Raw genomic sequence first — 12,863 nt, forward strand, 5'->3', positions numbered from 1 at the left:
GCCTCGCACAGGGACGCAGAATGGAGCCATGCCGTACGACGAGCACCTCGCCGCCCGCGTCCGGCCGCTCGTGCAGCAGCACGGGCTGGTCGAGGAGAAGCTGACGTTCGGCGGGCTCTCCTTCATGGTCCGCGGGCACCTGGCCGTCTGCGTCAGCGCCCATGGCGGCCTTCTCGTTCGGGTCACCGCACCGGACCGGGACGCGCTCCTCGACCCGCCCCACGTGACCCCGATGGCGATGGCCGGGCGCGAGTCCCGCACGTGGCTCCAGGTGGCACCCGCCGCGGTGGCCTCCGACGAGGCCCTCGTGGCCTGGGTCGCCCGCGGCGTCGCGGTCGTGCACGGTCTGCCGCCGAAGTAGCGTCCGCCCATGACCTCCGACCTCGGGCCCTGGGAGCCGATGGCGCCGTCCGAGGTGACCGACCTCCTCAGGACCATCGATCGTCCCTGGTGGATCGCCGGCGGCTGGGCCCTCGACCTCCACCTCGGACGCCAGACCCGCCCCCACGACGACACCGACGTGCTGGTCCTCCGCGCCGACCAGCTGGCGATGCAGGAGGCCCTGGTCGGGTGGGACCTCCATGCCGCCGACCCGCCGGGGAGCCTGCGGCCGTGGCGTCCGGGCGAGATCCTCCCGGCCGCGGTGCACGACGTCTGGTGCCGACGCACGCCGGCGTCGCCCTGGTCGCTACAGGTGATGATCGACGACGCGGAGGGCGGGACCTGGACCTATCGCCGGGACGCCAGGATCCGGCGCCCGGTCGCCGAGCTCGACGGAGGCGCCTGCCAGGGCGACCCGCGCGTGCTCAGCCCGGAGATCCAGCTCCTCCAGAAGAGCAAGACCCCGCGCCCCAAGGACGAGGCGGACCTCCGGGTGATGAAGCACGTCCTCGACCCGGACCAGCGGGCGTGGCTCGTGCGGTCCCTGACCCTGACCTCGCCGGGGCACCCCTGGCTCGGGCAGCTCTGACTAGGTGTCCGTCACGCACGGCCGGTCCACGTGGGCACCGCGCGAGGCATGTCGTACCCCCGTGACCTGGCCGACGACGTGTGGACCTGCTGGAGCCGGCGTTCAACGCGCCGGTGGTGCCCGCCTCAATCCACGAGAGCCGGTCCAGCGAGCTCATGCTGGAACACCTGACCCGGCAGGGCGTCAGCGGTGGGCCCGAGTTGCTCCTCGCGGACGGGGGGTCACCGCTGCTGCGGCCCGCACATGCGGTCACCACCACGACCTCGAGGTCTGTCGGGTCAGGTGGGACGAAACGCAGCCGGCCCTCCGGCCTGGCGGGTGGAGGTCGCCTGCATCGCCACGACGCTGCGCCCCCTGTACGAGAGCGAGCGCGAGCATCCTGTCGCGGTCGCAGCTCGACCACCCGCGGTCGTCGCGAACCGCGCGGTGCGCGGCAGAAGCGGACGGATCTCGACAGTGCGGTCGATCGCACGTACCAGGCACGTGCGATCCACCGCACTGTTCAGCGCCCTATGCCCCGCGGTCATCGACGTCGGACCCGGAAGGCCGTGGCCGGTCCCTCCAGGATCCGTCAGACGCTTAGCGACGCCGCTGGCTGTTCCGTTCTAACGTCAGCACATGGACTTCACCCGCGATGAGATGGTCTGGATGAACAACGCGCTCAACGAGGTCATAGGCGGTCCGGAAGCCATCGAAGACTGGGAGTTCCACAGTTGAATCGGCGGTAACAGGGACGAGGTCAGGGCGCTGCTGCGGCGTATACACGACGAGGTCAGCGCCCTCCGGAGAGCAGACCCCGCTTGGTAGGAGGAGTGCACGTGCATAACAAGCAGATGAGTGCGCTTCGGTCTCAACAGGGACACACCCGGTGACGGCCGCCCTCAGACCAGCGTCGGCTCAGTCTTCTCGCGCACCTCGTCCTCGGTGACCCCGGGGGCGAGCTCGACGAGCGTGAGCCCACCACCGTCGGGCAGCACGTCGATCACGCAGAGGTCGGTGATGATCCGCTGGACCACGGCGCGGCCGGTGTAGGGCAGGGAGCACTCGTCGACGATCTTGTAGGAGCCGTCGCGAGCGACGTGCTCCATCAGCACGATGACCCGCTTGGCGCCGTGGACCAGGTCCATCGCGCCACCCATCCCCTTGACCATCTTTCCGGGGATCATCCAGTTGGCGATGTCTCCGGCGGCCGAGACCTGCATGGCTCCGAGGATCGCGGCGTCGATCTTGCCGCCGCGGATCATCCCGAACGACATGGCGGAGTCGAAGATCGAGGCGCCCTTGCGCAGGGTGACGGTCTCCTTGCCGGCGTTGATCAGGTCGGGGTCCTCCTCGCCGTCGATCGGCCAGGCTCCGGTCCCCAGCACACCGTTCTCCGACTGGAGCACCAGCTCGACGTCGTCGGCGACGTAGTTGGGGACCAGCGTCGGCAACCCGATCCCGAGGTTGACGTAGGAGCCGTCGCTCAGCTCCGAGGCCGCACGGGCGGCCATCTCCTCACGTGTCCAGCTCATGTCAGCTCTCCTCCGACCGCGGACGCACGGTCCGCTTCTCGATGCGCTTGTCCGCGGCCTGGGCCGGCGTCAGCTCGACCACGCGCTGCACGTAGACGCCGGGGGTGTGGACGTCGTCGGGCTCGATCTCGCCCGGCTCGACGAGCACCTCGACCTCGGCGATGGTGATCCGCCCGCACATCGCGGCGAGCGGGTTGAAGTTGCGGGCGGAGTCTTTGAAGACGAGGTTGCCGTGCCGGTCGCCCTTCCAGGCACGGACCAGGCCGAAGTCGGTCGTGATGGCCTCCTCCAGGACGTACTCACGCCCTCCGCCATCTCGATCTTGAAACGTCCTCGTCTCCTTCGGCGGCGAGGAGAGGACGACGTTGCCCTCGGCGTCGTAGCGCCACGGGATGCCGCCCTCAGCGACCTGCGTGCCACCGCCGGTCGCGGTGAAGAAGGCCGGGATGCCCGACCCACCGGCACGCATCCGCTCGGCCAGCGTGCCCTGCGGGGTCAGCTCGACCTCGAGCTCCCCGGAGAGGTACTGCCGGGCGAACTCCTTGTTCTCCCCGACGTACGACGACACCATGCGGCGGATCCGCTTGGCCATCAACAACCGCCCCAGGCCCCAGTCGTCGACGCCACAGTTGTTCGACACCGCCTCGAGGTCGGTCGTGCCGGCCACCAGCAGCGCGTCGATCAGCACCGAGGGGATCCCGCACAACCCGAAGCCACCCACCGACAGCGTCGCGCCGTCGGGGATGTCGGCCACGGCCGCAGCCGCCGAGCTCATCACCTTGTCCATGACCCGATCCAACGCAGCGCGACGGTCCCGGTCAACACACGACCACCCGGCACACGGGAATCAGTCGCACAATGGTCCCGGATGGACGGTAGCGTTCGCTGTGTGGACACCCCTGTGGACGTCGTCGGTCGCGTCGGCGCCGTCCTGCGCGCCGTGTCGACCCATGAGCCGGTCGGCGCCACGACCTCCACCCTGGCCCGCCAGTCCGGGCTGGCCCGGCCGACCGTCCACCGGCTCCTGGCCTCGTTGCTGGCCGAGGGCCTGGTCGATCGCGACCCCGGCACCGGCCTGTGGCAGCTGGGCCCCGAGCTGTTCTTCCTCGGGTCCGCGGCCCGCTCGCGCTACGACGTCACGGCCCTCGCCCAGCCCCACGTGCGCCGCCTGGCCGTCGCCACCGGTGAGAGCGCCTTCTTCTCCGCGCGTCGCGGCGACGAGACCATCTGCCTGCTCCGGGAGGACGGCAGCTTCCCGATCCGCTCGCACGTGCTCGTCGAGGGCATCCGCTTCCCGCTCGGCGTCGCGTCTGCCGGCATGGCCGTCCTCGCCTTCCTCCCCGATCCCGAGATCGACGACTTCCTAGGACGGGTCGACCTCGCGCCGGCTCACGGCGAGCAGCACGCGCCCGACGCCGTACGACGCCGCGTGGACCAGACCCGTGCCAGCGGCTGGGCGCTCAACCCGGGGCTCATCGTCGAGGGAAGCTGGGGCATGGGCGCGGCGGTCTTCGACGCGGACGACCGGCCGGCCTGGGCGCTCACCCTGACCGGCATCGAGCGCCGCTTCGACGAGGCCCGCCGCCGCGAGCTGGGCACCCTCCTGCTCCACGAGGCCCACGAGCTGTCCCGCTCCTTGCGCCGTCCCCGCCCCGCCTCAGGCCTCACGCCCTAGTCTTCGCATCGTGAGCGAGAAGCGGACCGGAGACTGGCCCCAGGTCCGTCTCCACGTCGTCACGGGCAAGGGCGGCACCGGGAAGTCCACGGTCGCGGCGGCGCTGGCGCTGGCGCTGGCCACGCGCGGCAAGAACGTGCTGCTCTGCGAGGTCGAGGGCCGCCAGGGCATCGCCCGGATGTTCGACGTCGACCCGTTGCCCCCCGAGGAGCGACGCCTCACCACCGGCCTCCCTGCCGAGGACGGCACTCCCGGAGTCGTGCACGCCCTCCACATCGACCCCGAGTCAGCCCTCCTGGAGTACCTCTCGCTCTACTACAAGCTCGGTCGCGCCGGTCGGGCCCTCGACCGCTTCGGCGTCATCGAGTTCGCCACGACCATCGCCCCCGGCGTCCGCGACGTGCTGCTCACCGGCAAGCTCTTCGAGGCGGTCGAGCGCAACAGCCGCAACAAGGGCGCCATCCACTACGACGCCGTCGTGCTCGACGCCCCGCCGACCGGCCGGATCGTGCAGTTCCTCAACGTCAGCAACGAGCTGGCTGGGCTGGCCAAGGTCGGGCCGATCAAGGCGCAGTCCGACACGATGATGACGCTCTTCCGCTCGCCGCGGACCGCCGTGCACCTGGTGACCGTGCTGGAGGAGATGCCGGTGCAGGAGACCTCGGACGGGATCGCGGAGCTGCGGGCGGTGCACCTGCCCGTCGGTGGCGTGGTCGTCAACCTGATCCGGCCGCAGGACCTGGCGGCCGACGACCTCGCCGACGCCCGCAGCGGCTCGATCGACCGTGACCGGGTCACCGCAGACCTCACGGTGGCTGGCATGCGGCACGAGCGGGCGATCGTCGACGGCCTGCTCGCCGAGGCCCGCGACCATGCCGAGCGCCGGGCGCTCGAGGACTCCCAGCGCACGCTGGTCGCCGACCTCGGCGTCCCGACCTACGAGCTGCCGCGCCTGCCGCAAGGTGTCGACCTCGGCGCCCTCTACGAGCTGGCCGCGAGCCTCCGAGAGCAGGGGATGGCATGACGAAGGCACGCACCCGCGTGGGGCCCAGCGGTGCCGCGAGCACTCCCGGCACCCTGCCGCTCACGCTCGACGTCGACGCCCTCATCGACGACCCGTCCACGCGGATCATCGTGTGCTGCGGCTCCGGCGGCGTCGGCAAGACCACGACGTCGGCCGCCCTGGGCCTCCGCGCCGCCGAGCGCGGTCGCAAGGTCGTCGTGCTGACCATCGACCCGGCACGGCGCCTCGCGCAGGCCATGGGGATCGAGGCCCTCGACAACACCCCGCGGCCCGTGGCCGATGTCGACCACGCGGCCGGCGGCACGCTGGACGCGATGATGCTCGACATGAAGCGCACCTTCGACGAGGTGGTCGAGAGCCAGGCCAGCCCCGAGAAGGCCAAGCAGATCCTTGAGAACCCCTTCTACATCGCGCTCTCCAGCTCGTTCGCGGGCACCCAGGAATACATGGCGATGGAGAAGCTCGGCCAGATCCACGCCCAGTCCGGCGAGGACGGCACCTACGACCTGATCGTCGTCGACACCCCGCCCTCGCGCTCGGCGCTGGACTTCCTCGACGCACCCGAGCGCCTCTCCAGCTTCCTCGACGGCCGGTTCATCCGGCTGATGCTGGCCCCGGCCCGCGGTCCGGCCAGGCTGATGACGGCCGGCTTAGGGATCATCACCAACGCGCTCACCAGGATCCTCGGCGGCCAGGTCCTCGGCGACCTACAGACCTTCGTGGCTGCGCTCGACACCGTCTTCGGCGGCTTCCGCCAGCGGGCCCAGAAGACCTACGCCCTGCTCCAGCACGAGGGTACGGCGTTCCTCGTCGTGGCCGCGCCCGAGCCGGACGCGCTGCGCGAGGCGGCCTACTTCGTCGAGCGGCTCAGCGAGGACCGGATGCCGCTGGCGGGACTGATCGTCAACCGGGCCAGCCCGGCACCCTCGGGCGACCTCTCCGCCGACGAGTCGATGACCGCGGCCGAGCGGCTGCGTCGCGAGGACCCGACGTCGCTCACGGCGGGCCTGCTGAGGCTGCACGCCGACCAGATGCGCATGGTCGAGCGGGAGGCGAGGCTGCGGGGTCGGTTCGCGACCACGCACCCCCAGGTGGCCACGGCTGTCGTCCCGGCGCTGGCCGGGGACGTGCACGACCTCGCCGGGCTGCGGCGCGTCGGGCTGCTCCTCGCCGGTGGCCGGACGCAGAACAACGCCTGAACCCTCCCTCCCGGACGGCTCAGGCGTTGCAGCGCGACAGGTTCAGACTCCAGCCGGTGCCGGCTGCGGCCGGCCGCCCTCACGGGCGGTCTCCAGCACGGTGCGCCAGGACGCGGCGGGGCGACGACGGAGCAGGGCCCGGCGCTCGCGCTCGGTCATGCCTCCCCAGACGCCCCACTCGATCTGGTTGTCGAGCGCCTCAGCGAGGCACTCGGTGCGCACGGGACAACCCGCGCACAGCTGCTTGGCCTTGTTCTGCTCGGCTCCACGGACGAACAGCTGGTCCGGCTGTGCAGCCTTGCAAGCGGCGCGTGGCGCCCAGTCCTCTACCCACATGATTGATGTCCCCACATCTTTCCGAGATCAGGCTGCGTCCCCATGACGCCACCTCTGCCTCTCCCACTGAGCCAAAGGTAAAGAACCCGCGCAGCCTCGGTAAGCCTCGTTAGGCCCAACTTGTGTAGTCCTAAATGACTAGTCATTCGTGATGACGAGGCGCCAGGGGTGCCGGCGGGAAAGCCGGACCGCTGAGCCTCCTCCCGTACTCTTGAGGCATGTCGAGGCCACGTTCCGAGCGTCCGTCCTTCCCCAAGGTGCTCTCGCACCTGGGTGTGATGGTGGCCGTCGCCGCTGTCCTGGGGGTCGTGGTGGCCGGCCTGGCGATCCCGTTCGCCGCCGTCGTCGGCGTGACGACGCGCAGCGTGGCCGACACGATGGACCAGCTCCCGACCGAGCTCGAGACCGACGCGCTGCCGCAGAAGACGCGCATCGTGGACGGCAAGGGCGAGACGATCGCGACCATCTTCGACCAGAACCGCGTCAACGTCTCGCTCGACCAGATCTCGCGCACCATGGTCAAGGCCATCGTCGCCATCGAGGACTACCGCTTCTACGAGCACGGCGCGCTCGACGTCAGGGGCACGGTGCGCGCCCTGCTGACCAACTCCGCAGCCAGCGGTGTCGTGCAGGGCGGGTCGTCGATCACCCAGCAGATGGTCAAGCTGACGCTGCTGCAGCAGGCCGACACGAAGAAGGAGCAGCGCGAGGCGGTCGACCAGACCTATGCCCGCAAGCTGCGCGAGCTGCGCTACGCCATCGCGGTGGAGCAGCGCTACAGCAAGGACTGGATCCTCGAGCGCTACCTCAACATCGCCTACTTCGGTGACGGCGCCTACGGCGTGCAGGCAGCTGCGCGTCACTACTTCGACGTCAACGCCCGCAAGCTCAACCTCAACCAGTCGGCGATCCTGGCCGGCCTGGTGCAGAACCCCACGGCGTTCGACCCGACCAACGCCCCCGACCGCGCCCGCGAGCGCCGCGACATCGTCCTGGACCGCATGGCCCAGCTCAACGTCGTCACCGACAAGATGGCCGAGAAGACCAAGAACCGGGGCCTGCGTCTCGACGTCAACGAGGTCAAGAACGGCTGCGTCTTCTCGCGGGCCCCGTTCTTCTGCGACTACGTCCTCAACTACCTGATGAAGGACCGTTCGTTGGGTCGCACCGAGGAGGAGCGCAAGCGCCTCATCTACTCCGGTGGCCTGACCATCCGCACGACCGTGGACCTTCGCTACCAGGACGCCGCCGACGAGTCGGTGCGCAACAACGTCTACAAGGACGACGAGGCGATCGGCGCCCTGGCGATGGTCGAGCCCCGCACGGGCGAGGTCAAGGCGATCGCCCAGTCCCGCCCGATGGGCGCGAAGAAGCGGCAGGGCGAGACCTACCTGAACTACGTCGTCCCGTCGCAGTACGGCGACTCCAACGGTTTCCAGGCGGGCTCGACGTTCAAGGCGTTCGTCCTCGCCTCCGCCCTCCAGCAGGGCATCCCGCTGTCGCAGAGCATCGCGTCCCCGTCGCAGGTCTTCCTCGACCAGGGCGACTTCGAGGTGTGCGACGGCGAGTTCTACCAGTCCAGCGAGATCTGGGACCCGTCCAACTCCACCGACTCCGGCACCTTCGACCTCTACACGGGCACGCGTCTGTCGGTGAACACGTTCTTCGCCCAGCTCGAGCAGATGACCGGCCTCTGCGAGCCGTTCGAGCTCGCCAAGTCCATGGGCGTCCAGCTCACCGAGCCGGCCACCGAGATGGTGCCGACCTTCACCCTCGGTGTCGCGGACGTGAGCCCGCTGGAGATGGCCGAGGCCTACGCGACGTTCGCCGGCCGCGGCCTTCACTGCGACTCGCGCCCTGTCACCGCGATCCTCGACGCCAACGGCAACACGCTCAAGGACTACCCAGCACGCTGCACCCAGGTGATGCCGAGCTCGGTCGCCGACGCCGTCAACGACGTGCTCCGCGGCGTCCAGGAGCCCGGCGGCTTCGGCTACAGCGCCGGCATCAACACCGTGCAGCCCTCCGCCGGCAAGACCGGCACCATCCAGGAGAACCGCGCCGTGTGGTTCGCGGGTTACACCCCCAACCTGGCGACCGCCGCGATGATCGCCGGCGCCAACATCGAAGGTCAGCCGATCACGCTCAACGGGCAGACCATCGGCAACTCCTTCGTCTCCGCGGCCTTCGGCTCGACCCTGGCCGGACCCATGTGGGGCGACGCGATGAAGGTCATCGAGCAGTACCTCGACGACGAGGACTTCGTGGCGCCCAACGGCAGCGACGTCCTCGGTGTCCTCACCGGCGTCCCCGACGTGGCCGGACAGGACATCGACTCGGCCCGCGCCACCCTCGAGGAGCTCGGGTTCACCGTCAGTCTGGGTGGCTACGTGCCCTCCGGCTACTCGGTGGACACGGTCGCCTACACCGGCCCGGGCGCGGGCACCGAGCTCGCCAGCGGCGACACGGTCGTCATCTACCAGTCGACCGGCCGCGAGCCGCGACCTCCCGGTGGCAACGGCGGCGGCGACGGCGGCAACGGGAATGGCAACGGCGGTCGGGGCAACAACGGCAACGGGAACGGCGGCCGGGGCTGACTCAGCCCAGCTGTCGGCGCACCTCCGCAGCGACGGCACCACCGTCGGCACGACCCTTGACCTGGGGCGTGACGACACCCATGACCTTGCCCATGGCCTTCATGCCCTCGCCCGCGGCACCGACCTTCTCGATGGCGGCGGTGATGATGCCGGAGACCTCCTCGTCGCTGAGCGCTGCGGGCAGGTAGTCGGCGATCACCTCCGACTCGGCTCGTTCCTTGGCCGCCATCTCCACCCGGCCGCCGTCGGCGAACGCCGTGGCCGCCTCGCGTCGCTTCTTGGCCTCCGAGGACAGCACGCCGATGATGTCGTCGTCGGTCAGCTCACGGGCCTCCTTGCCGGCGACCTCCGCGGTGGTGATCGCGGTGAGGATCATCCGCAACGTGGAGGAGCGCACCGCGTCGCGCGACTTGATGGAGGCGGTGAGGTCTGTGCGCAGGCGGTCCTTGAGGGCACTCATGGGCCCCATTGTGGCAGCCTTGCCGCGTGCCCAGCCTCCGGATTCTTCCTCGTCTGCTCGGCGGAGGTGCGCTCGCCGCCGCCGGGCTCACGGCGTACGCCGCGTGCGAGGCGCGGGCCTACACCCTGCGGCGCGTGGGGGTTCCCGTCCTGCCGCGCGGCATGAGGCCCCTGCGGGTGCTGCACCTCAGCGACATCCACATGACCCCCGGCCAGTCTCGCAAGCAGGAGTGGCTGCGCGGGCTGGCCGACCTGCGGCCCGACCTGGTCGTCGACACCGGCGACAACCTCGCCCACCGCGACGCCGTGCCCGTGGTGCGTGACGCGCTCGGGGCACTGCTCGACGTGCCGGGCGTGTTCGTGCACGGCTCGAACGACTATTTCGAGCCGAGCATCCGCAACCCCCTGCGCTACCTGCTGCCCGATGACGGCACGCGTCACACCGACGTGGCCCAGCTGCCCTGGCCCCTGCTCTCGCAGGCGTTCACCGCTGCGGGCTGGCTCGACCTCACCAACCGCCGCGGCTCCCTGACCGTCGGCGAGACCACCCTCGCCCTCGCGGGCGTCGACGACCCCCACCTGAGCTATGACCGGCTCGACGAGGTGGCCGGTCCGGCCGACCCCGGCGCCGACCTCCGGCTCGGCATCGCGCACGCGCCGTACCTGCGGGTGCTCGACCGCTATGCCGCCGACGGCTATGACGCGATCCTCGCGGGCCACACCCACGGGGGGCAGGTCTGCCTGCCCGGCGGACGGCCGCTCACCACCAACTGCGACCTCGAGCCGGCCCGGGCCAAGGGGCTCCACCGCCACCCGGCCGACTCCCGGCCGGGCGACCCGGGCTCGGCCTGGATGCACGTCTCCGCCGGGGTCGGCACCAGCCCCTACGCGCGGATCCGCGTGGCCTGCCGACCCGAGGCCACGCTGCTGACATTGTTGCCCCAGACCTGACCCGGCCCTGATTCGGGGCTCGTCGGGCCCTCGGGTATGCTCGATGACCGTGGGCTCCTCCCTCCACCGGGAGGGGCCCATGATCGGGCTGTGGCGCAGCTTGGTAGCGCGCCTCGTTCGGGACGAGGAGGCCGCAGGTTCAAATCCTGTCAGCCCGACAGACGGCGTCGAAGACGTCAAGAGCCCCGGACCCACCATGTGGGTCCGGGGCTCCTCTGCGTGTCAGGCGGTGCCTGACCAGCGACGTCAGCGCTCGGAGACAGCCTTCTTGAGCGCGGCGGCCGGCTTGAACGCCGCTGCGGTCGACGCGGCGATCTCCATGCTCTCGCCGGTCTGCGGGTTGCGGCCCGTGCGGGCGGCGCGCTCGCGCGTCTCGAACGTGCCGAACCCGGCCAGCGTCACCTTGTCGCCCGACGCCAGCGCGCCGGTGATGGCGTCCAGGACGGCCGAGAGCGCCCGGTCGGCCTGACCGACGTCCAGGCCGGCGCGGTCGGCGACGGCCTCCTTCAGCTCGTTGCGGTTCAATGTAGTGCCTTTCTCGTGAGATCGATTCTCGTTGTCAACGCTAGCGCACGCCTGCATGGCACGACGAACAGGTGCCGAAGAGCTCCAGGGTGTGACTGGCGTCCTCATAGCCGTGCTCGAGGGCCACGGCGCGCGCCCAGCGCTCCACCGCCGGTCCCTCGATCTCCACGGTGCGGCCGCAGGTGCGGCAGACGAGGTGGTGATGGTGGTGCGTGCTGCACCGCCGGTAGACGGACTCGCCAGCGGCGGTCTTGAGCACGTCGATCTCTCCCGCGTCGACCAGGGACTGCAGGGCGCGGTAGACCGTCGCCAGCCCGACCCGCTCCCCCTCGCGACGCAGCGCGTCGTGGATGTCCTGGGCGCTGCGGAAGTCGTCGGCGGAGTCGAGCACCTGACGTACGGCCAGCCGCTGTCGCGTCGGCCGCACCCCGGTGGTCTGACTCATGCTGCTCAACCTACCGCCGGGCGTGACACGAGCGTCGGTCGATGGCATGCTTGAGAATGATTCTCATTCTATTGATGGAGGCACCCATGCGAACCCCTCTGGTCCTGCTCACCGGGGTCGACACGGTCACGCTCGAGGCGACGATGGTCGCAATGCTCTTCGACCTGCCGCACGCGGTGGCGGTCCGCCACGTCATCGACGTCGAGGCACAGGTGCTGCGTCGCACCGTGGGCGACCTGGCCGGCGTCGTGGAGCGCGAGGAGATCGCCCTGGAGCACGCCTGCGTGAGCTGTGCCCTGCGCGAGGACGTCATCCCCACGCTCGAGCGGGTCGCCCGCGACGGGCGCTGGGCCACGGTTCTGGCCGCCCTGCCGGTCGGCGCCGAGGCCGCCCAGGTCTGCAACGTGATGTCGTGGGACACCCGCCTGGCTCGCCACCTCAGGATCGCCAGCGTCGTGGCCGCGCTCGAAGGCAGCGACCTGGTCGAGGACCTCGTCGGCAACGCGCTGCTCGTCGAGCGCGGCCACCACACCTCCCACGAGGACCGCCGCGGCGTCGGCGAGGTCACCGCCGCGATGATCGAGTACGCGGACCTGGTCGTCGTCGCCGGCCAGGCGGAGGCTGCGGGCCTCGACCTGGTGCGCGCCCTGGCCCGCCCGGACGCCCTGGTGCTCCGTGGCCTCGAGGAGGTCGACGGCTCCCACCTGGGCTCCGACCTGCACCGGCACGGCGAGACCCTCGCCTGGTCCGCCGCCGTACGACGTGACCCCCTGCCCGCCGTGGACTCACCGTGGGTCTGGGCCCGGTCGCTCACCTCGCGCCGCCCCTCCCACCCGGGCCGTCTGCTCGACCGGCTCGACGAGCTCGGCGGTGGGCGGCACCGCTCCCGCGGCTGCTTCTGGCTGCCCACCCGGCCCGGTCGGGCCCTGGTGTGGGACGGCGCAGGAGGCCAGCTCAGCGTCGGCCACGGCGAGCCCTGGGGTCGTCGTAGGCCTCACACCCGCCTCGACCTCGCCGGCGTCGGCGTGGCGCCCGGCCACCTGCAGCGCTCCTTCGAGGACCTGCTCCTGGAGCGCGCCGACGCCTCCGTGGGCGCGGCCACCTGGGACGTCCCCGAGGACGGCTTCGAGCCCTGGCTCGGCCCGATCCGCATCGTCGCCTGAGCGAC

14 protein-coding genes and 1 tRNA gene are annotated in these 12,863 nt (G+C 70.8%); 9 read left to right on the forward strand and 6 right to left on the reverse strand.

Translation table 11 applies throughout. The features are described from left to right. Nucleotides 1-28 precede the first annotated feature (28 nt). Together BM204_RS04915 and BM204_RS04920 are read left to right on the forward strand one after the other, a co-directional pair. Complete coding sequence (locus tag BM204_RS04915; protein ID WP_091110908.1) at nt 29-361, forward strand: TfoX/Sxy family protein; 333 nt, start codon at nt 29-31, stop codon at nt 359-361. A 9-nt stretch (nt 362-370) separates the two neighbouring features. Beyond that, nucleotides 371-970, forward strand: a complete 600-nt coding sequence (locus tag BM204_RS04920) for a nucleotidyltransferase domain-containing protein (RefSeq protein ID WP_091110910.1) — start codon at nt 371-373, stop codon at nt 968-970. Between the two features lie 881 nt (nt 971-1,851). Here BM204_RS04920 and BM204_RS04925 read toward each other — a convergent pair. After that, a complete protein-coding gene (locus BM204_RS04925; protein ID WP_091110912.1) occupies nt 1,852-2,484 on the reverse strand; it encodes a 3-oxoacid CoA-transferase subunit B in 633 nt (210 codons plus the stop codon). A 1-nt stretch (nt 2,485) separates the two neighbouring features. Further along, nucleotides 2,486-3,271: a CoA transferase subunit A gene (locus BM204_RS04930; RefSeq protein ID WP_091110913.1), complete on the reverse strand. Its 786-nt coding sequence runs from the start codon at nt 3,269-3,271 to the stop codon at nt 2,486-2,488. A gap of 102 nt (nt 3,272-3,373) precedes the next feature. Here BM204_RS04930 and BM204_RS04935 point away from each other — a divergent pair, with 102 nt between their 5' ends. From BM204_RS04935 to bagB, 3 genes are read left to right on the forward strand one after another with little or no spacing between them, the layout of a single operon-like run. Next, nucleotides 3,374-4,159 carry an IclR family transcriptional regulator gene (locus tag BM204_RS04935; protein ID WP_218031290.1) on the forward strand — a complete coding sequence of 262 codons (786 nt, stop codon included), beginning with the start codon at nt 3,374-3,376 and terminating at the stop codon, nt 4,157-4,159. A 10-nt stretch (nt 4,160-4,169) separates the two neighbouring features. Continuing rightward, nucleotides 4,170-5,183, forward strand: a complete 1,014-nt coding sequence (bagA, locus tag BM204_RS04940) for an ATPase BagA (protein ID WP_091110916.1) — start codon at nt 4,170-4,172, stop codon at nt 5,181-5,183. Beyond that, nucleotides 5,180-6,382 (forward strand): ArsA family ATPase, encoded by a 1,203-nt coding sequence (gene bagB / locus BM204_RS04945; protein ID WP_091110918.1) that lies wholly within the window; start codon nt 5,180-5,182, stop codon nt 6,380-6,382. Before bagA ends, bagB begins: the two co-directional genes overlap by 4 nt. Nucleotides 6,383-6,424: 42 nt before the next feature. On the opposite strand, the gene BM204_RS04950 is transcribed toward bagB, so the two are convergent. After that, on the reverse strand, nt 6,425-6,718 hold the full coding sequence (locus BM204_RS04950) for a WhiB family transcriptional regulator (protein WP_091110919.1): 294 nt from the start codon (nt 6,716-6,718) through the stop codon (nt 6,425-6,427). A gap of 218 nt (nt 6,719-6,936) precedes the next feature. Here BM204_RS04950 and BM204_RS04955 point away from each other — a divergent pair, with 218 nt between their 5' ends. After that, nucleotides 6,937-9,315, forward strand: a complete 2,379-nt coding sequence (locus BM204_RS04955; RefSeq protein ID WP_091110921.1) for a penicillin-binding protein — start codon at nt 6,937-6,939, stop codon at nt 9,313-9,315. Nucleotide 9,316: 1 nt separating this feature from the next. Here BM204_RS04955 and BM204_RS04960 read toward each other — a convergent pair whose 3' ends face one another. Next, nucleotides 9,317-9,775, reverse strand: a complete 459-nt coding sequence (locus BM204_RS04960; RefSeq protein ID WP_091111233.1) for a GatB/YqeY domain-containing protein — start codon at nt 9,773-9,775, stop codon at nt 9,317-9,319. Nucleotides 9,776-9,801: 26 nt separating this feature from the next. Between BM204_RS04960 and BM204_RS04965 the strand changes: the two genes are divergently transcribed. Both BM204_RS04965 and BM204_RS04970 read left to right on the forward strand, forming a co-directional pair. Continuing rightward, nucleotides 9,802-10,725 carry a metallophosphoesterase gene (locus BM204_RS04965; RefSeq protein WP_246166390.1) on the forward strand — a complete coding sequence of 308 codons (924 nt, stop codon included), beginning with the start codon at nt 9,802-9,804 and terminating at the stop codon, nt 10,723-10,725. An 84-nt stretch (nt 10,726-10,809) separates the two neighbouring features. Continuing rightward, a tRNA-Pro gene (locus tag BM204_RS04970) sits at nt 10,810-10,883 on the forward strand. A gap of 88 nt (nt 10,884-10,971) precedes the next feature. Here BM204_RS04970 and BM204_RS04975 read toward each other — a convergent pair. Together BM204_RS04975 and BM204_RS04980 are read right to left on the reverse strand one after the other, a co-directional pair. Beyond that, entirely contained in the window at nt 10,972-11,250 is a 279-nt protein-coding gene (locus BM204_RS04975) for an HU family DNA-binding protein (RefSeq protein ID WP_091110925.1), read from the reverse strand. Between the two features lie 40 nt (nt 11,251-11,290). Then, nucleotides 11,291-11,695, reverse strand: coding sequence for a Fur family transcriptional regulator (locus BM204_RS04980; RefSeq protein WP_091110926.1), 405 nt, complete (start codon nt 11,693-11,695; stop codon nt 11,291-11,293). A gap of 86 nt (nt 11,696-11,781) precedes the next feature. On the opposite strand from BM204_RS04980, the gene BM204_RS04985 reads away from it, so the two are divergent. Continuing rightward, nucleotides 11,782-12,858 carry a GTP-binding protein gene (locus tag BM204_RS04985; RefSeq protein ID WP_246166392.1) on the forward strand — a complete coding sequence of 359 codons (1,077 nt, stop codon included), beginning with the start codon at nt 11,782-11,784 and terminating at the stop codon, nt 12,856-12,858. Nucleotides 12,859-12,863 lie beyond the last annotated feature (5 nt).

Origin of the sequence: Nocardioides psychrotolerans (genome assembly GCF_900113685.1) — a bacterium.
In the GTDB taxonomy this organism is placed as follows: domain Bacteria; phylum Actinomycetota; class Actinomycetes; order Propionibacteriales; family Nocardioidaceae; genus Nocardioides; species Nocardioides psychrotolerans.